General features: G+C 71.1%; 19 protein-coding genes. 9 read left to right on the top strand and 10 right to left on the bottom strand.

Annotation, left to right across the window (positions count from 1 at the left end; all coding sequences use genetic code 11):
* Positions 1-238: 238 nt before the first annotated feature.
* On the top strand, positions 239-1,870 hold the full coding sequence (locus F9278_RS32160; protein ID WP_152171425.1) for a transposase: 1,632 nt from the start codon (positions 239-241) through the stop codon (positions 1,868-1,870).
* Here F9278_RS32160 and F9278_RS32155 read toward each other — a convergent pair.
* Together F9278_RS32155 and F9278_RS47560 are read right to left on the bottom strand one after the other, a co-directional pair.
* Entirely contained in the window at positions 1,860-2,615 is a 756-nt protein-coding gene (locus F9278_RS32155) for an IclR family transcriptional regulator (RefSeq protein ID WP_152171424.1), read from the bottom strand. The two genes, F9278_RS32160 and F9278_RS32155, sit on opposite strands and share 11 nt — an antisense overlap.
* Complete coding sequence (locus F9278_RS47560; RefSeq protein WP_264300222.1) at positions 2,612-3,943, bottom strand: PfkB family carbohydrate kinase; 1,332 nt, start codon at positions 3,941-3,943, stop codon at positions 2,612-2,614. Before F9278_RS47560 ends, F9278_RS32155 begins: the two co-directional genes overlap by 4 nt.
* A 196-nt stretch (positions 3,944-4,139) precedes the next feature.
* On the opposite strand from F9278_RS47560, the gene F9278_RS32140 reads away from it, so the two are divergent.
* Positions 4,140-5,435 (top strand): amino acid deaminase, encoded by a 1,296-nt coding sequence (locus F9278_RS32140; RefSeq protein ID WP_152171423.1) that lies wholly within the window; start codon positions 4,140-4,142, stop codon positions 5,433-5,435.
* Positions 5,436-5,842: 407 nt separating this feature from the next.
* A complete protein-coding gene (locus tag F9278_RS32130) occupies positions 5,843-7,468 on the top strand; it encodes an N-acyl-D-amino-acid deacylase family protein (RefSeq protein ID WP_152171422.1) in 1,626 nt (541 codons plus the stop codon).
* An 87-nt stretch (positions 7,469-7,555) separates the two neighbouring features.
* Here the strand turns inward: F9278_RS32130 and F9278_RS32125 are convergent, their stop codons facing one another.
* Positions 7,556-8,458 (bottom strand): S1 family peptidase, encoded by a 903-nt coding sequence (locus tag F9278_RS32125; protein ID WP_152171421.1) that lies wholly within the window; start codon positions 8,456-8,458, stop codon positions 7,556-7,558.
* Between the two features lie 289 nt (positions 8,459-8,747).
* Between F9278_RS32125 and F9278_RS32120 the strand changes: the two genes are divergently transcribed.
* From F9278_RS32120 to F9278_RS32095, 6 genes are all read left to right on the top strand, one after another.
* Complete coding sequence (locus tag F9278_RS32120) at positions 8,748-9,959, top strand: pyridoxal phosphate-dependent aminotransferase (RefSeq protein ID WP_152171420.1); 1,212 nt, start codon at positions 8,748-8,750, stop codon at positions 9,957-9,959.
* A gap of 73 nt (positions 9,960-10,032) precedes the next feature.
* Positions 10,033-10,455: an SCO4983 family protein gene (locus tag F9278_RS32115; protein WP_152171419.1), complete on the top strand. Its 423-nt coding sequence runs from the start codon at positions 10,033-10,035 to the stop codon at positions 10,453-10,455.
* Between the two features lie 294 nt (positions 10,456-10,749).
* Positions 10,750-11,823 (top strand): substrate-binding domain-containing protein, encoded by a 1,074-nt coding sequence (locus F9278_RS32110; protein ID WP_152171418.1) that lies wholly within the window; start codon positions 10,750-10,752, stop codon positions 11,821-11,823.
* Positions 11,824-11,844: 21 nt separating this feature from the next.
* Positions 11,845-13,095, top strand: a complete 1,251-nt coding sequence (locus tag F9278_RS32105) for a toxic anion resistance protein (protein ID WP_226967051.1) — start codon at positions 11,845-11,847, stop codon at positions 13,093-13,095.
* Complete coding sequence (locus F9278_RS32100; protein WP_152171417.1) at positions 13,092-14,654, top strand: substrate-binding and vWA domain-containing protein; 1,563 nt, start codon at positions 13,092-13,094, stop codon at positions 14,652-14,654. Before F9278_RS32105 ends, F9278_RS32100 begins: the two co-directional genes overlap by 4 nt.
* Before the next feature lie 40 nt (positions 14,655-14,694).
* On the top strand, positions 14,695-15,279 hold the full coding sequence (locus F9278_RS32095; RefSeq protein WP_152174257.1) for a hypothetical protein: 585 nt from the start codon (positions 14,695-14,697) through the stop codon (positions 15,277-15,279).
* Positions 15,280-15,530: 251 nt separating this feature from the next.
* Here F9278_RS32095 and F9278_RS32090 read toward each other — a convergent pair whose 3' ends face one another.
* The 7 genes from F9278_RS32090 to F9278_RS32060 all read right to left on the bottom strand — a co-directional run bounded on the left by F9278_RS32090 (position 15,531) and on the right by F9278_RS32060 (position 23,601).
* Entirely contained in the window at positions 15,531-16,694 is a 1,164-nt protein-coding gene (locus tag F9278_RS32090) for a hypothetical protein (protein ID WP_152171416.1), read from the bottom strand.
* Between the two features lie 18 nt (positions 16,695-16,712).
* Positions 16,713-17,501 carry a PP2C family serine/threonine-protein phosphatase gene (locus F9278_RS32085; RefSeq protein WP_152171415.1) on the bottom strand — a complete coding sequence of 263 codons (789 nt, stop codon included), beginning with the start codon at positions 17,499-17,501 and terminating at the stop codon, positions 16,713-16,715.
* 1 nt (position 17,502) lies between these two features.
* The gene (locus F9278_RS32080; protein WP_152171414.1) at positions 17,503-18,264 is read right to left on the bottom strand and encodes a vWA domain-containing protein; all 762 of its coding nucleotides are present in this window, start codon (positions 18,262-18,264) and stop codon (positions 17,503-17,505) included.
* A gap of 127 nt (positions 18,265-18,391) precedes the next feature.
* A complete protein-coding gene (locus F9278_RS32075; protein ID WP_152171413.1) occupies positions 18,392-19,669 on the bottom strand; it encodes a hypothetical protein in 1,278 nt (425 codons plus the stop codon).
* Positions 19,670-19,828: 159 nt separating this feature from the next.
* On the bottom strand, positions 19,829-20,173 hold the full coding sequence (locus F9278_RS47555) for a hypothetical protein (RefSeq protein ID WP_226967050.1): 345 nt from the start codon (positions 20,171-20,173) through the stop codon (positions 19,829-19,831).
* A gap of 196 nt (positions 20,174-20,369) precedes the next feature.
* Positions 20,370-21,359 (bottom strand): serine/threonine-protein kinase, encoded by a 990-nt coding sequence (locus F9278_RS32065; protein WP_152171412.1) that lies wholly within the window; start codon positions 21,357-21,359, stop codon positions 20,370-20,372.
* A gap of 400 nt (positions 21,360-21,759) precedes the next feature.
* Complete coding sequence (locus F9278_RS32060; RefSeq protein ID WP_152171411.1) at positions 21,760-23,601, bottom strand: phosphoenolpyruvate carboxykinase (GTP); 1,842 nt, start codon at positions 23,599-23,601, stop codon at positions 21,760-21,762.
* Between the last annotated feature and the right edge of the window lie 227 nt (positions 23,602-23,828).

Here is a 23,828-nt window from a genome sequence, read left to right as displayed (position 1 = left end):
CTTGTCCGTCGTACGGGGTCTGCCGTGGGGTTTGGAGCTGATGTCGCTGGAGTGTGTTCAAGAACGTTGTGGGGAGTGGGAGTGAGTGCTGGAGGTCGGTGTCGTGTCCCGTGCCTCGGTCGTGGGGCCGGTTTCAGCTGGGAACTGACGTTCTCTCATCGAATGTGTGACCTACCTGGGTGGTGTTCGTTTGTCATGGCGGCAGGGTTCTTCGGTGGCATCGGGAGGGGGAGACGGGGTGGGTGGGCTGAGGAGTGCGGCGGAGCCGTTCGTCGCGTCCGGCCCCAGCGGTGTGGCTGTCCGGACCCGCCTCAAGCACCTGACGCCCGGCGATGAGCAGGTGCTGCATCTGGTGGGCGCGCACCTGGGGTCGCTGGCGGCGAAGGACCTCAAGGTGCGCTGCCGGGACGGCCTGGACCACTCCGGTGAGTCGTGGGCGGTGCGTAAGCGGGAGCTGACGCCGCTGTCGTCGTCGCGGTGGGCGGGCAGTATCACCAAGGCCACGCACGACCAGTGGGCACTGGCGCGGCGCTGCCATCTGGCGCACATCCAGAACCTGGAAGCCGGCGTCCGCACCATCGAGGACCGGCTGTCGCCGCCGGTCGGGCAGAAGGGGACGAGGAAGGCGCCCGGGGGTTACCGGTCCGCGCGGGAATGGCATGCCAAGTCGCGGCGCCTGCGGGTGCTGGAAGACCGGTTGACTGCCGCGCGGGCCGACCGCGAGGCCGGCATCGTGCACGTCGTACGTGGCGGCAAGCGCCTGGCCCGCACCCGGCACCACCTGGAGGCGGCCGGGCTGACCGAGTCCGCGTGGCGGGGGCGTTGGGAGGCGGAGCGCTGGTTCTGCCAGGCGGACGGGGAGTCCGGCAAGCGCTACGGCAACGAGACCATCCGCGTCAGCCCCGACGGCGAGGTGAGCATCAAACTGCCTGCCCCGCTCGCGCATCTGTCGAACGCCCCGCACGGCCGCTACGTCCTCGCCGACCGGGTCGCGTTCGCGCACCGGGGCGGCGAGTGGGCGGACCGCGTCGCGGCCGACCGGGCCGTCGCCTACCGCATCCACTACGACACCGGCCGCACCCGCTGGTACCTGACCGCCTCCTGGCAGATCCCGCCCACCCCCACCCTCCCGATCGAGACCGCGCTCGCGCACGGTGTGATCGGCGTCGACATGAACGCCGATCACCTTGCCGCCTGGCGCCTCGACACCCACGGCAACCCGACCGGCAGCCCGCGCCGCTTCTGCTACGACCTGACCGGCACCGCCGAACACCGTGACGCCCAGATCCGCCACGCCCTCACCCGCCTCCTGCACTGGGCCCACGCGTGCGGCGTCAAGGCGGTCGCGGTGGAGGACCTGGACTTCGCCGCCGAGAAGACCCGGGAGAAGCACGGACGACGTAAGCGGTTCCGGCAGCTTGTTTCCGGTATGCCCACCGGCAAGCTCCGCGCCAGACTGGCGTCGATGGCGGATCAGACGGGTATCGCGGTCATCGCCGTCGACCCCGCCCACACCAGCCGCTGGGGAGCCCAGCACTGGCAAAGGCCCCTCACCAGCACGACCCGCAAGACCACTCGCCACGATGCTGCCGCCGTGGCGATCGGAAGGCGCGCCCAAGGACACCCGATCCGGCGACGGACGACACCGCCCCCACAGCACCGGAGTGATGCGGTGGGGCATCGGACCGTCCAGGCCCGACCAGGAGCCCTTGGCCGTGAGGGAACCCGCCCCCGCGTCCCCGGACCACGGACACGATCCGTGCGCGCCGGACGCGGAGCGAACGCGGGCAACCAGAACGCCCAACACCGTCCGGGGCGTTCGGCCGAGCATGGGTTCTGGCAACAGGACTCACTCCCGCTCAGTCCTTAGGAACGGTTCTGCCGGAGTACTCGCCGCTGATCGCGTCCGCGGTGCGGCGGACCAGCGGGAGCAGGGTGAGGAGTTCGTCGGCGGTCACGACGACGTTGGGCGCGGAGACCGACATCGCGGCGACGACCCTGCCGTCGGTGCCCCGGATGGGGGCGGCGACGCAGTTGATGGACTCCTCGTGGCCGCCGAGGTCGGTGGCCCAGCCCTGTTCGCGGACCCTCGCCAGCTCTTTGAGGAAGGCGGGGGCGTTGGGGGTCGAACGGGGCGTGTACAGGGGGTAGTCGAGCTTCTCCGCGAGGGTGCGGCGCTCGGGTTCCGGGAGGTCGGCGAGCAGGAGCTTGGCGACCGCGGCGACCGTGATGGCGACCGGCTTGCCGATACGGGAGTACATGCGGACCGGGTAGCGGCTGTCCACCTTGTCGATGTACAGGACCTCGTTCTCCTCGTAGACGGCGAGGTGGACGGTGTGGCCGCAGTGTTCGTTGAGGCGGACCAGGTGGGGGTGGGCGATCTCGCGGATGTCGAGGTTCTCCACGGCCTCCTGGGCGAGGGCGAAGAGGCGGGCGCCGAGGCGGTAGCGCTGGTCGGACTGACGGTAGACCAGGCCGTGTTCGTGGAGGGTGCGCAGGAGGCGCAGGGCCGTGGACTTGTGGACGCCCAGGCGGTCGGCGACCTGGCCGAGGTCGGCGGGGCCCTCGGCGAGCAGCGGCAGGATGCTCAGCGCGCGGTCGACGGTCTGGCTCATGGGGTGCGTACCTCCTCGGGGGCCTGCTCGGCTTGCGTCCAGCCGGGGCCGAGTCGAAGTCTCCCCCACGTGTCGTCGTCCAGGGCCGCGAGGCGGTCGGCGTGGTCGCGGCGGGGTGGGGTGCCGAGGTCGCCGGGGACGGTGAGGGTGGCCGCGGCCATGAGGTGGCCGTGGCGGAGGCGGTCCCGGGCGGGGAGGGCGCGGAGGGTGGCGGAGAGGAAGCCGGCGGCGAAGGCGTCGCCGGCGCCGATCGCTGCCGCGACCTGGACCGTGGGGGCGGGGACGAACGTCGTGGTGTCCGTGGGCCGCGGGGGGTGCGGGGGCCGCGGGGGGTGCGGGGGCCGCGGGGGGTGCGGGGGGTGCGTCGCCTCGGGGGCGCCTGCGGTGGGGGTGGGGTCGGGGGCGTGCCGGGGGGTCTCCGTCCTCGGTCCGGCGGGCGCCGTCGGGTGGGGCAGTGCCCGGGAGCGGACGCCGGCCGCTGCGGGCGGACACCCCCCGGCACGCCCCCTTGCCGCCGTACGCGGCTGATCCGTACGCGGGCGATCCGTACGCGACGGGTCCGTGGGCGACAGGTCCGTGGGCGATTGGGCCGTGGGCGATTGGGCCGTGGGCGATTGGGCCGTACGCGATTGGTCCGCCGGGGCCTGAGGGCGTTCGAACAGGGTGGCTCCGTGGGCTCCCTGTTTCACCACGAGGGTGGTGGGCTCGGGGAGGAGGGTGCGGATGGCGTGTGGGCCGCCGGTCACCCCCCAGGCCTCGGCCGCCTCGTCCTCTCCCACGAAGACGATGTCGGCGGCGCGGGCCAGGTCGAGAAGGACGTGGGGGGCGTCGGCTTCGCGCCAGAGGGCGGGGCGGTGGTTGACGTCGAAGGAGATCAGGGGGCGGTGGGGGTGGGGGGCCGTCAGGGCGTGGAGGAGGCTGAGGCAGTCGGGGGAGAGGGCCGCCGTGATGCCGGAGAGGTGGAGGATGCGGCCGGCGCGTACCGCCGCGAGGTCCACGGTCCGCGGTGACATGGCCGAGGCTGCGGAACCGGTGCGGTAGTACGCGACCTCGTGCGCGTCCGTGGCCCGGTCCCCCGCCGTGCGGAAGTACACGCCCGTGGGGCGCGCCGGATCGCGCCGTACGGAGGTCACGTCGACGCCGTAGGAGCCGATCTCCTCGACGAGGTGGTCGCCGAAGCCGTCGGCCCCGACCCTGCTGACCCAGCGCACCGCGTGGCCGGCCGCCGCCAGTACGCAGGCCACGTTGGACTCCGCGCCGCCGATGGCCCGGTCGAAGGAGGGGACGTCGGCGAGGCGGCCGGGGCGGGTGGGGAGGAAGGTGACCATGGACTCGCCGAGCGCGACGACGTCGATGTCGGGGGAGCGGCGTCCGTCGGCGGTCACGATGGTGGGGCTCCTCGTCGCGTCTACTGGTGCGGTGCGGGCACCGTTGACCCGGCGCTGGCTGGGATGTTAGACAGCTGCAAGCGACATACGCAATGAATGTTGCAGGGAATGCAACGGCCCGCGTCAGGGAGGCCCCATGGGTGTCGAGAGTGTCGAAGCGGTGGCCCGGCTGGGCGCCGAGCGCGTCGATCACCGGTTCAAGGGGCTTCCGCCGGACGCCGACGGGCTGACGGTGGCGGAGCTGGCCGCGCAGCGCCGGAACCTGTTCACCGGCGGCTTCACCACTCCCGTGCTCGCCCTGTCCGCCGAGCGCCTGGAGCACAACCTCGCGCTGATGGAGACCTACGCCGAGCGCCACGGGCTGGCCTTCGCCCCGCACGGCAAGACGTCCATGGCTCCGGAGCTGTTCCGGCGGCAGATCGAGCGGGGGGCGTGGGGGATCACGCTGGCCGTGCCCCATCAGGCGCGGGTGGCGCGGGAGTTCGGGATCGAGCGGATCTTCCTCGCCAACGAGGTGGTGGACCGGGCCGCTCTGCGCTGGGTCGCCGGGGAACTGGCCGCCGATCCGGCTTTCCGGTTCGTCTGTTACGTCGACTCCGTGCGCGGGGTCGAGCTGATGGACGCGGCGCTCAGCGAGTCCGGGCCCGCCGCGCGCCCCGTGGACGTCGTCGTGGAGCTGGGCGCGGGCGAGGGGGCGCGTACGGGCGTGCGTACGGAGGCGGAGTGCGCGGCGGTCGCGGACGCGGTGGCCCGGGTCGGCACGCTGCGGCTCGTGGGGGTCGCCGGGTACGAGGGCGAGGTGCCGGACGCCGACCCGGAGCGGGTGGGGGCGTGGCTGCGCCGGCTCACCGCGCTGGCCGTCGACTTCGACAAGGCGGGGCGGTTCGCGGGGCTGGAGGAGGTGATCGTGAGCGCGGGCGGCAGCGCGTGGTTCGACGCGGTCGCCGAGGTGTTCGCGGAGCTGCCCGAACTGTCCGTGCCCGTGGTCAAGTTGCTGCGGTCGGGGGCGTATGTCTCGCACGACGCCGGGCACTATCGGCGGATCACGCCTTTCAACCGCGTTCCCGAGGAGGGCGCCCTGGAGCCCGCCTTCCGGCTCTGGGCCCAGGTCGTCTCCCGCCCCTCCCCCGGTCAGGCCTTCGCCAACGCGGGCAAGCGCGATGCGGCGTACGACCTCGATCTGCCGTCGGTGGAGGTGGTGCGGGACGCGGGCACGGGGGCGCTTCGCGATGCCGACGGGGTCACGGTGACCGGGCTGTCCGACCAGCACGCGTGGCTGCGGACTGAGGAGGGCGCGGAGCTGGAGGTCGGGGACTGGGTGGGGCTCGGCTTGTCACATCCGTGCACGTCGTTCGACAAGTGGAAGCTGGTCCCGGTGGTGGAGGGGGAGGGGGAGGGGACGGTGACGGGGTACGTCCGGACGTTCTTCTGAGGGTCCGGGGCTCCGCAAACCCGAGGGTCTGAGGGTTTGGGGGCCTGGGGGTCTGAGGGCCTGGGGCCTGGGGGTCTGGGGCCTGGGGGTCTGGGGCCTGGGGGTCTGGGGCCTGGGGGTCTGGGGCCTGGGGGTCTGGGGCCTGAGGGCCTGGGGCCTGAGGGCCTGGGGCCTGAGGGCCTGGGGCCTGAGGGCCTGGGGCCTGAGGGCCTGGGGCCTGAGGGCCTACGAGTCCGCGAGTCCGCGAGTCCGCGGGTCCGCGGGTCCGCGGGTCTACGGACCCGCGGGTCTGTTGCTGCCCGGCGGAGCCGGTTCCGGCCGAGCGAGTCGGGTGGAGTGGGTGGGCAAGGGCCGTGCGGAGCGCGGGAGGCTGGAGGGGTCGGGCGGAGCCCGGGAAGGTGGCCAGGATGGACGTGGTGTTCCGTGACGCCGAGGTCGTGGACGGGTCCGGTGAGCCCTCCTACCGGGCCGATGTGGCCGTGGGCGACGGCAGGATCACGTCCATCGTGAAAGAGGGCGCCGCGGCCGGATGCCAGCGGCCCAGGGGCGGGCGGGAGATCGACGCCGAGGGCCTCGTCCTGGCCCCCGGCTTCATCGACATGCACGCCCACAGCGACCTCGCCCTGCTGCGGGACCCCGAGCACACCGCGAAGGCGGCGCAGGGGGTGACCCTGGAGGTCATCGGCCAGGACGGGCTGTCGTACGCGCCCGTCGACGACCGCACCCTCGCGGAGGTCCGCCGCGCGATCACCGGCTGGAACGGCTACGGCGAGGACATCGACTTCACCTGGCGGTCCGTGGGTGAGTACCTGGACCGGCTCGACCACGGCTTCGGGGGCGAGGGCATCGCCGTCAACGCCGCGTATCTGATCCCCCAGGGCACGGTACGGATGCTCGCCGTGGGGTGGGAGGACCGGGCGGCCACGGCCCGGGAGCTGGACCGTATGCGGGAGTTGGTGGCGGCCGGGCTGCGCGAGGGCGCCGTCGGGATGTCGTCGGGGCTGACGTACACCCCGGGCATGTACGCCAAGGACGCCGAGCTGACGGAACTGTGCCGGGTGGTGGCGTCGTACGGCGGTTACTACTGCCCGCACCACCGCTCGTACGGGGCCGGCGCGCTCCGGGCGTACGAGGAGATGGTCGCCCTGACCCGGGAGGCCGGCTGCGCCCTCCATCTGGCCCACGCCACCATGAACTTCGGGGTGAACGAGGGACGGGCGCCCGAGCTGCTCAGCCTGCTGGACGACGCGCTCGCGTCCGGCGCGGACATCACCCTCGACACCTACCCGTACACCCCCGGCTGTACGACCCTCGTGGCGATGCTGCCGAGCTGGGCGAGCGAGGGCGGGCCGAAGGCGATCCTCGCGCGGCTGGAGGACGAGGAGACGGCCGGGCGTATCCGGCACCACATGGAGGTCCTGGGCACCGACGGCTGCCACGGCGTGCCCATCGAGTGGGACACGACAGAGATCTCCGGCGTCACCGACCCGGCGCTGTCGTCGTACGTGGGCCGGACGATCGCGCGGTCGGCCGAGATGCTCGGCGAGGAGCCCTGGGTGACCGCGCGCCGCCTGCTCGTCGAGGACCGGCTCGGGTCGACGATCCTTCAGCACGTCGGCCACGAGGAGAACGTACGGACGATCATGCGCCACCGGGTGCACACCGGCGGCTCCGACGGCATCCTGCGCGGCGACAAGCCGCATCCGCGCGCGTACGGGACGTTCCCGCACTATCTCGGCCGGTACGTACGGGAGTTGGGCGTGCTCTCCCTGGAGGAGTGCGTCGCCCATCTCACCGCACGTCCCGCCGCGCGGCTCCGCCTCGCGGACCGGGGACGCGTCCGCGAGGGGTACCGCGCCGACCTCGTCCTCTTCGATCCGGCGACCGTGGCCGCCGGATCGACGTACGAGGCCCCGCGCACCCTGCCCACCGGCATCCCGTACGTCCTGATCGACGGCCGCTTCGTCATCGAGGACGGCCGCAGGACGGACGCACTGGCGGGCCGCGCGATCCGGAGGGCCGCACCCCGTTAGGGGCGCGGCCCGTTAGCGGCGCGGCCCGTTAGCGGCGCGGGGAACCGCGCGAGAAGCCCCGCCGGCCCGCGGACGAAGAACTACCGATCACGGTTTGGGCAGGATGCAGCCGCTCGCGCTGAGGTCCAGCTTGTTGTCCACACCGAAGCACGCGGGGACGTGCCAGGTCTGCTGGGCGTAGTTGATGCCCTGCCGCACGGTCACGGTCCCGTTCGCGTCGACCTCACAGGGGTTGTTGACCGTGCAACGCTGCCCGCTCTCGTTGCCCGTGTTGTTGACCCCGACGACCTTGCCGGTGGCGTCGTTGAGGACCGGGGAGCCCGAGGTGCCGCCGATGGTCCGGCAGGCGGAGGTGTAGCGGATGGAGTCCTTCCAGGTCCAGTCCCCCTCCTTCAGCCGGTACGCGTACCCGTCGACGGCACAGCTGTACGTCCGCTTCCAGTACCCGGAGACGACGGTGATGGCCGTGCCGACGGTCGGGCGCGCGGTGTCGTAGACGAGCGCGTCGATGCCGTACGTGCTCTTGATCTGCGCGTACGTGGTGGTGAGCTGGTAGACCGCCATGTCCGTGTCGGTCATCGTGCCGTACGCGATCTTGCTGGCCCGGAGGGTGCCGACGCGGGTGCCGGCGGAGTTGAGCAGGCCGAAGGTGCGGGTGGAGGCCTGGTCGACGACGACCTCGCCGGCGTCCGGGAAGCCGCTCTCCAGACAGTGGCCGTTGGTCATCACCAGCGCCGGGTCGTTGTCCTCGGAGTCGGGCATGCGGACGACCGAGCCGGAACAGTTGCTGAGCGAGACGGTGCCGGCGAAGTTGACGGCCTGGACGGCCGGGGCCGCGAGGTCGGCCACGGTCTTGTTCGCCGTGTCTACGAGCGTCCCGACCGCCGTCTTCACGGGCGCCGCCGCCGGGTCCGGCGCCGCGACCGCCGGTGCCGCGCCCGCCCCGGTGATCACCAGGGCGAACAGCGAGGCAACGAGAGGCTTTCTCATGTGGGGGTCCCCTCTTGCTACGTGAGTTGCTGCATGGATTGCTGCATGGGTTGCCGCATCGGTGCTGCGGGGGTGACTTCGTGCGTGGCAGAAGATCTTCCGGCCCGCAGTTTGTCATGCGCATTGTGAAGGCGATGCGCAGGACGAGCAAGGAGTTGGTTCCGGCCGCGCGATCTTCGGCCAGGGAGCGGGAGATCGGGGGACGGAGAGGCAATTCGGGGTATAGAGGTCACCCCACGTGGCGGAAAACACGACCCGGAACGCGTTACCGGGCCGTAAGCTCACGGACATGCAGGTGATCCAGTCGACCAAGCTCGCCAACGTCTGTTACGAGATCCGGGGCCCGGTTCTTGAGGAGGCGATGCGCCTGGAGGCGGCCGGGCACCGCATCCTCAAGCTCAACACCGGCAACCCGGCGGCGTTCGGCTTCGAGTGCCCGCCCGAGATCCTGGAGGACATCCTCCGGAACGTCTCCAGCGCCCATGGCTACGGCGACGCGAAGGGCCTGCTGGCCGCCCGCCGCGCGGTGGTCATGCACAACCAGACCCTCGGCATCGAGACGGACGTCGAGCACGTCTTCATCGGCAACGGCGTCTCCGAGCTGATCGTCATGGCCATGCAGGGCCTGCTCGACGACGGCGACGAGGTGCTCGTACCGTCCCCGGACTACCCCCTGTGGACCGCGGCCGTCTCCCTGTCCGGCGGCACCGCCGTCCACTACCGCTGCGACGAGCAGTCCGACTGGATGCCCGACCTCGCGGACGTCGAGCGGAAGGTCACCGACCGCACCAAGGCGATCGTCATCATCAACCCGAACAACCCCACGGGCGCGGTGTACGACGAGGCGATGCTGCGCGGTCTGACGGACATCGCGCGCCGCCACAATCTGCTGGTCTGCTCGGACGAGATCTACGACAAGATCCTCTACGACGGCGCCACCCACACCCCGACCGCCTCGGTCGCCCCCGATCTGCTGACCCTCACCTTCAACGGCATGTCCAAGGCGTACCGGGTGGCCGGCTACCGGGTGGGCTGGGTCGCGATCTCCGGGCCGCGCGCGCACGCCGACTCCTATATCGAGGGCCTGACGATCCTCGCGAACATGCGGCTGTGCGCGAACATGCCGGGGCAGCACGGGGTGGTCGCCGCGCTCAGCGGGCGCCAGACGATCAACGAGCTGGTGCTGCCGGGTGGGCGGCTGAAGGAACAGCGGGACGTCGCGTACGAGCTGCTCACGCAGATCCCGGGCGTCTCGTGCGTGAAGCCGAAGGGGGCGCTGTATCTCTTCCCGCGCCTCGATCCGAACGTGTTCAAGATCAAGGACGACCGTCGGATGGTCCTCGATCTGCTCCGGCAGGAGAAGATCATGGTCGTCCAGGGCACCGGGTTCAACTGGGCCGAGCCCGATCACTTCCGGGTCGTCACCCTGCCGACCGTGGGCGATCTACGGTCCGCGATCACCCGGATCGGGAACTTCCTGGATGGATACGGGCAAGCGTAGCGTTCGGACCTCGCTCAACTTTAGACGGATTCTAAGATAGGCTGGCCTTCCGAGAGTGCTTGGAGGCCATCTCATGTACGAGCCGATCCGCACCAAGTCGGTCCACACGATGGCCGGCACGACCTCCTCCGATTTCCCTCACCGCTCGCGCGAGGAAGAGCTGGACATCCAGCTCGCGGGCCATCTGGCGGCGCTGCTGGCCGCCACCGACGAACTCCGCGCGCTGTCCCCCTCCGCCGACCTCGACATGGCCGCGGAGGCGCTGGCCGCGCGGGTGGCGTGGCTGCGGGGCGGACCGGCTCCCGTACGGTCCGTCTCCGTCTCCGTCTCCGACGGGGGCGCCTCCGGCGCGGACGACATCGCCGGTCTGCACCGGCGGGCGCACACGCTCGCCGGGCGCGCGCTCGTCGTCGCCGCGTCCCGGGCGGACACGGCGTCCGCGATCCTGGCGGCCGAGCGGATGGACGCGCACGCGGGTGTGCCGTTGAGCGCCTGACAGCTGAGCGCCTGACAGCTCGGGGATGACGGTGATCGGGCGACCGCGAGCGCGTCGTGGTCGCTCGCGCGGTTCCCCGCGCCCCTGAAAATCACGGGCTGCGCCCGGTGCTTTTCGGCCCGCAGGGGCCGTTGCCTTCAGGGGCGCGGGGAACCGCGCGGGAAGCCCCACCGGGCCGTCAGCCGAAATCGCGCTCTTGCGCACCGGACGTCCGTTGCGATCCGGGACCACCCGTTCACCGGCGGTTCACGCGGCCCCGTACGGAACGTTGGGTTCCGGGAGCACTCTCCCCGTGTGAGACGAATCGCAGGAATCGTCCTCGCGGTCCTGCTGATCGGCGGCGTGGTGGCAGCCGTCGTGGCAGGCCGGGAAACCGGGGACACGGGCACGGCAACGAAGACCGTGCGAGGCGTGATCGGGTCGGAGAAGGCGGAGTTCTTCGCCGACCCGAAGGTGGTGAAGGCCCTGGCCGCCAAGGGCTACACCGTGAAGACGGAGACATCGGGATCCTGGGCCATGGACGGCCTGGACCTGCGGGGGTACGACTTCGCGTTCCCGTCCAGCAAGGCACCCGCCGACGAGCTGGCCGCGAAGTACAACGTGCGCGAGCCGCTCCCCCGCCCCTTCTACTCGCCGCTCGTCGTGGTCGCCCACCGAGGCGCCGCCGAGGTGCTGCGGCAGAGCGGGCTCGCCACGCTCGACAAGAACCGGGGCGTCCTCGACATGGGCGCGTATCTCAAGGCCGCCGAGGCCGGCCGGACGTGGCAGGACCTCAAGGGGGCGGAGAAGTACGGGGAGTTGATGGGGCTCCTCTACATCGCCACCACCGACCCGACCACCTCCAACTCGGGCGCGCTCTACCTCGCCGCCACCTCCAACGTCGCCAACGGCGGCCGGGTGGTCGCGAGCAAGACGGATCTGGACAGGACCGCGCCGCTGATGCACGAACTGATCAGTGTCCAGGGCGCCCAGCAGCCCAGCACCGACGCGGCCTTCCGCGACTTCGTCAGCGGGGTCGGCAATCCGCTCGTACTGGTCTACGAGTCGCAGGTCGCCGCGCTGCTCACGGAGGGCCAGAGCATCGACGACCTGGTCGTCCTCTACCCGGACACCACCGTCTTCAGCGACCACACCGTCGTCCCGGTCACCGAGGAGGGCCGTGCGCTCGGCGAACTCCTCTCCACCGACCCGACGTTGCGCGAACTGGCCGCCCGGCACGGCTTCCGGCCGCAGGGCGCGGCCACCGAGTTCACCTCGGCGACCGCCGACCACACCACCTACCTCATGCAGAGGCTGACCGTCCGGCAGGCGCCCGTGCCCACCTCCGAGGTGCTGCACGAGATGGCGCGCCGCGCCCGGGGCCAGTAGGACGACGGGGGAACACGACACATGAGCATCGAGAACATCGACAACAGCGGTAGTGGCGACAACAGCGGTGGGGGCGGCGGCAGCGGTGGGGGCGACGGCGCCTTCACGCTCACCCCTCCCGAGCCGGTCGCGGCCGTGCCCCGGGAGAAGGCGGGCGGGCTGGTGCCGGTCGAGGAGTCCGTGCGGACGGACATGGCCCGCAAGGCCGAGGAGTACGTACGGGGGCTCGCCGCCCTCGACGCCCGCTCCCCGGAGTTCGCGGGCCGGGTCGGGGAGATCACCTCGCTCGGCGCGGGCGAGATGCGGACCGCCGCCGCGCAGTCCAACCGGATGCTGGAGCGGACCGTGCGCAGTCTGCCGGGCAAGGGCGGGGACGCGCAGTCGCAGGTCGCGGGCTCGCTCGTCGAACTCCGGCGGGTGGTCGAGGACTTGGACCCGCGTGATCTGCCGGCGAGCAAGGGCCGCAGGTTCCTGTCCCGGCTGCCGGGCGGCAACAAGCTGCGCGACCACGTCGCCAAGTACGCCTCCGCGCAAGGCACGTTGAACAAGATCGTGGGCTCCCTGCGCGGCGGGCAGGACGAACTGCGACGCGACAACGCCGCGTTGCAGACCGAGCGGGTCCGGCTGTGGGAGACCATGGGCAAGCTCCAGGAGTACGTCGTCCTGACGGAGTCCCTGGACACGGCCGTCGAGGCCCACATCCGGACGTACGACGACGGTCTCGGCGGGACCGACCCTCAGCGGGGCGACACCCTGCGCGCCGACGTGCTCTTCCCCGTCCGGCAGAAGCACCAGGACCTGCTCACCCAACTGGCCGTCTGCGCCCAGGGATACCTGGCCATGGACGTCGTACGGCGCAACAACGAGGAGCTGATCAAGGGCGTCGACCGGGCCGCCACGACCACGGTCTCGGCGCTGCGCATCTCCGTGATGCTGGCCTCCGCCCTCGACAACCAGAAGAAGGTCGTCGACCAGGTCAACGCGTTGCGCGGGACGACCGAGGATCTGATCCGGGGCAACGCGGAGATGCTCTCCACCCAGAGCGGCGAGATCCAGCGCATCGCCGCCGACCCGGCGGTCGGCGCGGAGACGCTCCGCTCGGCCTTCCAGCAGATCTACCGCACCCTCGACGCCATCGACACCTACAAGGTGCGGGCCACCGAGACCATGGCCGCGACCGTCGAGTCCCTGACCTCCGAACTCCAGAGCGCCACACGGTACTTGGAGAGGAGCCGGAACCAGGGAGCGCTGGAAGGGGGTGGCCTCGCATGAGAGTACGTACGACGGTGGGGATCGCCCTGACAGCCGTGGCCGCGCTGTTGGCCACCGCCTGCACCGCCGCGGACCAGGGGTCGTCGCCCGATCCGGCCGAGGCGACCAAGTACATCCCCGGCACGCTCCGGGTCCTCGCCTCCAGTGAACTCGCCGATATGAAGCCGGTGTTGGAACAGGTGGAGAAGGACACCGGGATCAAGGTGCGGCCCACCTACATGGGCACGCTGGACGCGGTGGACCTGCTCACCGAGTGGCGGACGAAGGGCTCGTACGACGCGGTGTGGCTGTCCTCCAACGACTATCTGCGGCTCCGCCCCGACGCGGCCAAGGAGGTCGTGTCGGAGACGCCGGTGATGTCCAGCCCGGTCGCGATCGGCGTACGGAACGAGACCGTGCGGAAGCTGGGCTGGAAGCCGGAGACCGTCACCTGGTCCGACATCGAGCGGGCCGTGGCGGACGGGAAGCTGACCTACGGCATGACCGACCCGTCCCGCTCCAACTCCGGTTTCTCCACGCTCGTCTCGGTCGCGTCGGGGCTGTCCCAGGCCCAGTCCGCGCTCACGGACGCGGATGTGGCGCGGGCGACTCCCCGGCTGAAGGAGTTCTTCGCCGGGCAGAAGCTGACCTCGGGGTCGTCGGGCTGGCTGGCGGCGGCGTACGACCGGCGCGGAGACGTCGACGCGCTGCTCAACTACGAGTCGGTGCTGAAGGGGAAGAAGGGGCTGACGGTGATCCGGCCGCGCGACGGCGTCGTCACCGCCGACTATCCGCTCTCCTCACTGGCGTCGACGAGCAAGGAGGTCCGCGACGACGTCCGCCGGCTCGGCGAGGCGCTGCGCACCCCGGACATCCAGCGGCTGATCACCGAGAAGACGCTGCGCCGCCCGGTCGTCGCCTCCGTGCCGCCCGCGGCCGGCCTCGACACCACGCGCCGCCGTGAACTCCCCTTCCCCGGCACCCGTTCCGTCGCCGACGGACTGCTCGACGCGTACGAGAACGAGCTGCGCCGCCCGTCGCGGACCGTATACGTCCTGGACACCTCGGGCTCGATGGAGGGCGACCGGCTCGCCCGGCTGAAGTCCTCCCTCACCGAGCTGACCGGCGACTTCCGGGACCGCGAGGAGGTCACGCTGATGCCGTTCGGGTCGACCGTGAAGAGCGTACGGACGCATGTCGTCCAGCCCGACGACCCGCGGACCGGGCTCGACGGCATCCGCGCCGACACCGAGGAACTGTCCGCGAGCGGCGACACCGCCATCTACACCTCGCTGCAGAAGGCGTACGAGCACCTCGGCGGCGCCGACCGGGACACCTTCACCTCGATCGTGCTGATGACGGACGGCGAGAACACGGAGGGTGCGAGCCCTGCCGACTTCGACGCGTTCTACGGCCGGCTGCCCGCCGCCGAGCAGCGGATCCCCGTCTTCCCGATCCTCTTCGGCGACTCCGACAAGGGCGAGCTGGAGCACATCGCCGACCTGACCGGCGGCCGTCTCTTCGACGCCCGACAGGGCTCACTGGACGGCGCCTTCGAGGAGATCCGTGGCTACCAGTAGATCCAAGGGCACGAGCAAGGCCAAGGGCACCAGTCGCTTCATGGCGTACATCGAGTCCCGGAAGAACCTCACCGGCAGCGCCCTCGGGGTCGCCGGGCTCGGGTTGACCTTCGCGGGTGTGGCGGGAGCGTACTGGCCGGTCGTGGTCGTCGGGCTGTACGGCGCGGGCGCGCTGATCGCTCCGCCGGAGCGTCCGCCGGTGCCGGACTTCCCGGACCCGTCCGCCCAACTGGACGAGCTGCGCGGTGACTTCGGGACGCTTCGGGAGTACCTGGCGGGTGTCGAGCTGCCGCCCGCCGTGGCCGGCCGGCTCACCGAGCTGACCGAACTGCTCACGGCCCTCCTCGACCCCGGCTGGGTCGCCGAGGTCCTGGTCCGCGACCCCGAGGGCGTCCACGCCCTCTCCCGGGCCGTCCGTCAGGACGTCCCCGAGGCGGTCGACACGTTCGTCCGTACGCGCTGGTGGACCCGGCTGACCCCCGGCACGGACCCGCCGGAGCGCCACCTCGAACGCCAACTCGGGCTTTTGCAGGAGGAGTTGAGTGGTGTGGCGGCAGCGCTGCGGGACGCGGAGGCCCGCCGCCAGGAGTCCCACACGCGGTACTTGGAGGACCGGTCGGGGTGAGGGGGGTTCGTCTGCCGGGTGCGGGTGCGGGTGCGGGTGCGTGGGGCGTGGGGCGTGGGGCGTGGGGCTTCTCGCGCAGTTCCCCGCGCCCCTAAAAGACCAGGCCCCGCGGGCCTGGAAGACGACGGCCGGGCGGGTTGAAAAGCGTGGGGCGCAGCCCCGGCTTTTCAGGGGCGCGGGGAACTGCGCGAGAAGCCCCACGCACCCGCACCCGCACCCGCACCCGCACCCGCACCCGACAACGAACCCCCTCACCCCACACTCGCCAGAATCACGATCAGCACCACCACTCCCACCACCACCGCCAACACCTTCAACGCCGCGTACGGAGACCCCGGCTGATCCGGCGGAACCACCGGAGGTGCAGGCACCGACGTGGCCCGGGGCCCGTTGAACACGTCGTGCCCGGTGACCGCGGCCCGCGTGCACCAGGGACACGTCGGCAGATGCGACCCGTACGTGTGCAGCGGTCGCACCGTGCACGCCCGCACCTCCCCCCGTTCCTTGTCGAGCGCCCGCAGCCACGCCTCGGCCCGCGGCCGGGCGTCGGGGTCCCGCACACCCGCCCCGAACGCCGCCTTCGCGAGCGTGAGGATCACGGTCGGCAGCACGGACGGGTCGATCGTGCCGCGCGGGATGGTGACCCGCTCGGGACGGACGACGTAACTGCAGCTCGCGGCGATGTTGTCCTTGACGGTCGACTCGGACGCGCTCTCGTGCGGCACCCCGCCGAAGGGATGGTTGCCGGCGGTGAGCAGCTGGTAGACGAGGACGGCGAGGGCGAAGTCGTCGCTCTGCCGGGTCGCGGGGCCGCCCGTCTGGCGCTCGGGGGACGAGTAGTCGGTGGTGTGCATCAGGCACGGGAAGAGCTCACCGGTGACCGGGTCGGTGAAGGCGATGGAGTCGCAGTCGAGGAAGGTGACGAAGCCGTTGGCGTCGACGACGACGTTGCTGCTGGAGAAGTCGCCGATGACGAGGTTGTCGTAGTGCATCCGGGCCGTCATGAAGGCGAGGTTCCAGGCGACGCCGAGCAGGAACCGCCAGTCGGCCCGGTCCGGGAAGAGCTTGAGGCGCTGGACGCGGGTGAACAGGCCGACCAGCTGGACGTGTTGGGGTTCCCCGAAGCGACGCATCGCGTAGCCGAGGAACTCGCCGTCGGCGCTCCGGGCGATCGCGGTGGGCCAGGCCAGCTCGGGCGGCTGGCTGGCGTCGGTGGGGCGGGCGGCCAGCGGGGACATGGTGAGCATGCGGGCCAGCCGCCGCTCCTGGTCCGGCCCGGGTGTGTCCCGGTAGATCTTGACGACGATCCCCGTGTCCCCCTCCACCGGGAACACGGCCGCCTGTCCACCGCCCTTCAACGGCAGTTCGGCCAGCGTGACCCGCCTGCCGTCGAGAAAGACCGTCCGGCCGCTCATGGTCCACCTCCGAAAGGGTCATCGCCGGTCCGTGCGGACGGCGCGCAGCAGGGTCTTGTCGTCGGCGTTGAGCGCGGTGAGCCGGTCGGAGCGCAGCAGGGCGGCCAGGTTGGAGTCGCGGTCGTCGTCGGCGGCGGTGTCCAGGGAGCGGAACACGGCGTCGGCGAACGAGGCGTTCGGGGACGGGGCGCCGTCCGCCGACCGGTTGACCATGGCCTGGGCCAGCCCGTCCGTGGACAGCAGCACCCCGTCCACCCCGTCGTCCGCGACACACTCGGTACGGGTCCAGCGCGCCACGTCCGGCGAGGTCAGGAACACCGTCTCGTTGCTGTACTCGCTCGCCGCGGGGGCCTGCGGCAGCAGATGGAACTGCCGTTCCCCGTCCTCCGTCCCGGCCCGTACGACGACGAGCCCGTCCCCGACGGTGAGGTGCCCGAGCCAGCCGGGCGCGAGCACCACCACCGTGAGCGTCGTGGCGAAGTCCTGCGCGTCGGCGCCGGTCCGGTCGAGGAAGTCCGTGGTCACGTCGTGCAGCGCGTCCCGCAGCAGTTCGTGCACGGCCTCCCCCGGCCCCACCTCCACAGCCGCCTCGGCCCGCCGTACGAAGTGGTCGGAGGCCAGTCGCACCGCGAGCCGCGCTCCCTCCTCCGAGCGGGGCCGGCTGCCGGCCCCGTCGGCGACGGCGAGGACGGCGACCAGGGGCGTCGCGGCGGCGGCGCACGCGTCCTGGCAGGGCAGGCCCTGGCGCCGGTGGCGGTAGCCCTCGACGCTCAGCCCGTGGATCCGCCAGGGCGGGGCGGCGGTCATCTCACGCCTCCCAGGCCGGGCGCTGTGTCTTGAACTGGCTGAAGATCTTCTCGAACACCTCGTCCCCCGCCCCCTTCTGCTCGGCGTTGGCGCTGGCGGACATCATCTGGAGCAGCTCCCGGAACGGGAACCCCTGCAGCCGGGCGTTGAACTTGGGTGCGAACGCCCGCAGCACCTGCTCTCCCATGTCCGTGATCCCGCCGACCCCGATCGCGTACAGCCGGAACCGGCGGGCGCTCTGCTCCTGCGCGAGGACGGGCACCAACCGGCGCCAGGACTCGGTGAGATGGCCGGTCGGGTCGGTGGGCAGTCCGTCCGTGACCAGGCAGATCTGCGGCCGGTAGTACTGCAGTCCGGACGCCCGCAGTTCGCTCTTGCGGGCCGCGACGATATGCATCGCCAGCTCCAGCGCCTCGGTCATCAGGGTGACCCCGGCGGCCGTGAGCTGCGGGGCCTGGAACGCGTGCGCGGGTATGAAGGGGCTCGTCCGGGTGCGCGGGTCCAGCAGCTGGGGCCCGCGCCAGGCGCCGACGCCCCGGCCGCCGAAGGTGACGAGGGCGACCTCCACGCTGTAGCTGAGGCTGACGTCGTCATGGAGTTCCCGGGTCCATTCGGCGAGCGCGTTGTTGAGCGTCTGGATCGGCTGGCCCGCCATGGAACTGGACGTGTCGAGACACAGCACGAGCGGCATGCGCTGCGCGTTGTTCTCGAACTCGATGTCGGCGTACTCGGCCGGCAGCGTGGGCGGGTAGTCGCTGTGCATGGTCCATCCCCCTGTGCTTCTGGTGTTGCTGATGCTTCTGGTGGTGCCGGTGTGCGTGCGTGGTGCCGGGGTCACCTGGGCGAGGTCACCTGGGCGGGGTCACCTGGGCGGGGTCACCTGGGCGGGGTCACCTGGGCGGGGTGCCCTTCGCGTGCCGGGCGGCGGTCGGCGGGAAGGCGTAGAGGACGTCGGAGTCCCGTTCCCGGGGGTCGGTGACGTCGACGAGGCTGCCGGGTGCGGGTGGTGGGCGTCCCGGCTCGGCCCAGACCGCCCGGCGCAGCACGCGGTCGACCTCCACGTATCCCTGCGGGTGGAGTTCGGTCCGTACGACCGCGGTCCGGGCGTGCGCCGGCCGGGCACCCACATGCCGCCCGTACCGGGGCGCCGCCGCGACCCGCAGCCGCGCGGTCCGCTCGTCCCCACCTCCGCCGACACCACCGTCCCTACCGGCGTCCCCACCTCCGCCGACACCACCGTCCCTACCGGCGTCCCTACCTCCGCCGACACCACCGTGGCCGCCATTGCCGGCGCCGTTGGCACCGCTGCCGCCCGCGCCGCCACCGCTGCCGCCCGCGCCGCCGCCGCGCGCCGCGTGCGCCGGAGCGGTACGCGCGGGTCCACCCCGCACGCCCCCACCGCCCGCCCGCCCGGAGGACGGCGCCCGATGTCCCACGGCGACGGGGCCCCTGGACCGCCGGATCACCACGACGAAGGCGAGGAGCAGGAGGGCGAGCAGCAGAGCCATCCAGAAGGCGGTCCAGGAGGCGGTGCTGTATCCGGATTCGGAGGCTTCGGGGCCGGCGGTCTCGGCTGCGCTGCCGGGCTCGCCGCTTTCGCTAGGAGGTTCGGTAGGAGTGGGGGTCGGGCGCTTCGAGACGGGCGCCACGGCGGCGAGGCGGGTGGACGCGTCGGCGACGACCTTCTCCTTGATGAGGTCCCTTCCCGTCAGCTGCGGCTTCCGCTCGCCCGTCTCGACGATCTGCTCGCACAGCGTCTGCGGTACGCAGGCCCCCACGGCCTCCAGCTTGTCGACGGTCCACTGCGGAATCCGGTCGATCCGGGCGTCGGGGTGGACCATCCGGCCCCCGGCCAGGACCAGCAGAGCCGTACCGCCCTCGCCCGTCCGGCCGCCCTTCGGCACCTCCACCACCAGCCGGTACCGGTCCTTGAACATGCCGTCCTTGAGCAGCTTGTCCTGCTGTCCCTCGGGTCCGGTCAGCGACAACTGCTTGTCGAGCAGGACGACGTAGGGCTTGCCCTCGCCGACGTCCGTCGTCCAGCACGCCAGCCATCGCGCGAGAGACTCCTCGCACGACTCCTCGGCCGAGGCGGAGCCCCCCGGAACCAACGCGACCAACAGCCCCACCAGCACGCCCAAAAGCGGCAGACGCCTGATCGCACCCATCGCACCAACCCCCCGTGGCCTGAAAGGCACGCCCCCGCGGCCCTGAAAAAGCCCATCCAATAGTGGAGCAGGCAGCAGGGTGGCCGGAAGGGTTTGGTGATTTCCGCCGATGGAATTACGGCGAGTTACGCCGACTTTCGATCAGTATGCTTTTCACTTCTACAACTTGAACACCTGATGGCAGCGACTGAACATCTGCCGCGCCCGCTCCACCCAATCATTGGCCAACGCATCGAAATCCGCCTGCGTGATCCGACACGTCAGCGGCAGATCGCAGACCCCGGCGAGACAGGGCCGCGGCCCCCGCACATCCCACACGGACAACATGGGGTTCAATTGTTCGGTATTCCACGCGTTCGACGCGGCGGCGGCAATGGCCAGCTGGTCCTGCCGCAGATAATTCCCGTCCGTCGCGAACGCCACGAGAAGCTTCTTGGTGGTCATGAATCTCACCGTGACCACCCGCCCCGCCTCCTGCAGATCGAATTGCAGCGAGACGGACACGGTGTCGTGGTCCGTGTGATAGTTCCGCCGCGCGACCCAGTTCCGCACCAACTGCCGCCAGTGCGTACCAAGGTCGTAGATCTCGGCGTTGCCCCCCGGATACGAGTCACGCCCCGCGTACGAATCACGGCCCGGGTACGAATCACGGCCCGGGTACGAATCACGGCCCGGGAAGGAGTCACGGCCCGGGAAGGAGTCAGGCGCCGTCACGGACCACCGCCTCCGCGACCATGGCGTCGGTCAGCCCGGCGTCCAGCAGCGCCTGCGCGTGCAGCAGCAGACAGGAGGGGACGGACTCGCTCGTCGTACGGTTCCGGTGCCGCTCCTTCAACTCCTCGTACCGCACCTCGATGGTCCGGGCCACCTGCGGCGGCGGCCACACCTCGGTCCGGACGGTCTGCCCCACCAACTCCGCCAGAATGTCGGCGAGTCGGGGCCGCGCCTCGGGCCGCTTGGCCAGACAGCGGGCTATGAGGGACCGCAGTCCGGGCGGTACGCCGTCGAGCCGGGGCTCTCCCCGTACGACCTCCACGCGCACGCCCTCCCCGCTGCCGTGCGGTGGGCGGCCGGTGAGCGCGTACACCAGGACCCCGCCCAGCGAGAACACATCGCTCGTCGGCCCGACCCGGTCGCCCCGGATCTGCTCGGGCGACATGAACGGCGGGGTGCCGACGACGACCCCGACGCGGGTGAGCCCGGGGGCGCCGTCGACGCGGGAGATGCCGAAGTCGATGACGCGGGGGCCGTCCTGGGCGAGCAGGACGTTCGCCGGCTTGAGGTCGCGGTGGACGACATGGGAGGCGTGGATGGCCTGCAACGCCTCGACGAGGCCGGCGCCGAGGGGGCGGACCTGGTCCTCGGGGAGGGGGCCGTCGGCGCGGACCGCCTCCGCGAGGGAGGGGCCGGGGACGTACATCGTGGCCAGCCACGGGAGTTCGGCGGTGGGGTCGGCGTCGACGACGGCGGCGGTGTAGGCGCCGCTGACCACGCGGGCGGCGGCGACCTCGCGGGCGAAGCGTTCGCGGAACTCGGGTTCGGCGGCGAGTTCGGGGCGGGCGACTTTCACGGCGACTTCTCGGCCGGCGGGTGAGCGGCCCAGGTAGACCCAGCCCATGCCGCCCGATCCCAGGCGGCCGACTATCTTGTACGGGCCGATCTTCAGGGGGTCACTTACGGGTGTACGCACCCCGCTCACCTCATTTCGGGGTTCGGTGCGGATGTCCCGAGTGTCCCGCGAATTCCCCTCCCCGGCAGCCCTTTTCGCCCCCTCCGCCCCTACCCGTCCCACCCCCAGGGGTGCGCTTTCGGGTGCGGGTTTGGTGGGGGCTTCTCGCGCAGTTCCCCGCGCCCCTTAAGGGCCTACGGCCCTTTCGGGCCGAAAAAGCAGGGGCGCAGCCCGCTTTTTCAGGGGCGCGAGGAACTGCGCGACCAGCCCCCACCAAACCCGCACCCGCCCACGAACCTCCACCTCCACCCCCACCCCCACCCCCTCGGGCGCAACAAAAAAATCCGCGACCGGCCAAGGCGAAATCGCTGGTCAGGGCAACCCCATACCCGGCCGGTCGCGGAGCTTCAAACGCAGGGCGTCAGCCCAGGCGACTCACCAACGCCCGGTACTCGTCCCACAGCTCCTTCGGCGTGTGATCACCGAAGGTGTTGAGGTGTTCGGGAACAAGCGCCGCCTCCTCCCGCCACACCTCCTTGTCCACGGTCAGCAGGAAGTCGAGGTCGGCGGAGGACAGGTCCAGCCCCTCCGTGTCGAGCGCCCCCGGCGCCGGCAGGATGCCGATCGCCGTCTCCACCCCGTCCGCCTTGCCGTCCAGCCGGTCCACGATCCACTTCAGGACCCGGCTGTTCTCGCCGAACCCGGGCCACACGAACTTGCCCGCGTCGTTCTTCCGGAACCAGTTGACGTAGTAGATCTTCGGCAGCTTCGCCTGGTCCTTGCCCTTGGCGACATCGACCCAGTGGCCCATGTAGTCGCCCATGTTGTAGCCGCAGAAGGGCAGCATCGCGAACGGGTCGCGGCGCAGCTCACCGACCTTGCCCTCGGCCGCCGCGGTCTTCTCGGACGCCACGTTCGCGCCCAGGAACACCCCGTGGTTCCAGTCGAAGGACTCGGTCACCAGCGGTACGGCCGTGGCGCGACGCCCGCCGAACAGGATCGCCGAGATCGGCACCCCCTTGGGGTTCTCCCACTCGGGCGCGATGATCGGGCACTGCGACGCGGGCACCGTGAAGCGGGCGTTGGGGTGGGCGGCGGGCGTGTCCGAGGACGACGGCGTCCAGTCGTTGCCCTTCCAGTCGGTGAGGTGCGCCGGAGTCTCCTCCGTCATCCCCTCCCACCACACGTCGCCGTCGTCCGTCAGCGCCACGTTGGTGAAGACGGAGTTGCCCCACAGCGTCTTCATCGCGTTGGCGTTGGTGTGCTCACCGGTGCCGGGCGCGACACCGAAGAACCCGGCCTCGGGATTGATGGCGTAGAGCTGTCCGTCCTCGCCGAAGCGCATCCACGCGATGTCGTCGCCGATGGTCTCGACGGTCCAGCCGGAGATCGTCGGCTCCAGCATCGCGAGGTTCGTCTTGCCGCAGGCCGACGGGAAGGCCGCCGCCACGTACTTCGACTCGCCCTGCGGCGGCGTCAGTTTGAGGATCAGCATGTGCTCGGCGAGCCAGCCCTCGTCGCGCGCCATGACCGACGCGATCCGCAGCGCGTAGCACTTCTTGCCGAGCAGCGCGTTGCCGCCGTACCCGGAGCCGTACGACCAGATCTCGCGGCTCTCGGGGAAGTGGGAGATGTACTTGGTGGAGTTGCACGGCCACGGGACGTCCGCCTCGCCCTCGGCGAGGGGCGCACCCAGCGTGTGCACGGCCTTCACGAAGAAGCCCTCGGAGCCGAGTTCGTCCAGCACCGGCTGTCCCATACGGGTCATCGTGCGCATGGAGACGGCGACGTACGCGGAGTCCGTGATCTCGACGCCGATGGCGGAGAGCGGCGAGCCGAGCGGGCCCATGCAGAACGGCACGACGTACATCGTGCGCCCGCGCATCGACCCGCGGAACAGGCCGCCCTTCTCGCCGTCCTCGCCCTGGAAGATCTCCCGCATCTCCGCGGGGGCCTTCCAGTGGTTGGTGGGGCCCGCGTCCTCCTCCTTCTCCGAGCAGATGAAGGTGCGGTCCTCGACCCGGGCGACATCGGTCGGGTCGGACGCGGCGTAGTAGGAGTTCGGGCGCTTGATCGGGTCGAGCTTCCGGAAGGTGCCCTTCTCGACGAGCTCCCCGCACAGGCGCTCGTACTCGGCCTCGGATCCATCGCACCAGACCACGTTGTCCGGCTCGGTCAGTTCGGCGATCTCGTTCACCCACGCCACGAGTTCTCGGTGGGTGGTCGGGACGGTTGAAGGGGGAGCCGCGATGTCGCGCGCCACGATTGCTCCTAAATGAGGGATTTTATGTTGGAGGCCCCGTGGGGGCTGCGACCCGGATGCTTCACGGATTCGATCACGGAATCGATCTATGGGCGCTCATCCGGTGCCGACCGCACTCATTTGATCATCCGACGGGAGTGCCCATATGTCCAGAGGGCCTCACACGTGAGCATCGTGACCATCGCCACTCACCGGTTTTCACCCGGCAGGTTTGCTTCCGCCTTCCT

The organism is Streptomyces phaeolivaceus (assembly GCF_009184865.1).
Lineage (GTDB): Bacteria > Actinomycetota > Actinomycetes > Streptomycetales > Streptomycetaceae > Streptomyces > Streptomyces phaeolivaceus.
This window is presented reverse-complemented; position numbering and strand designations above follow the sequence as displayed.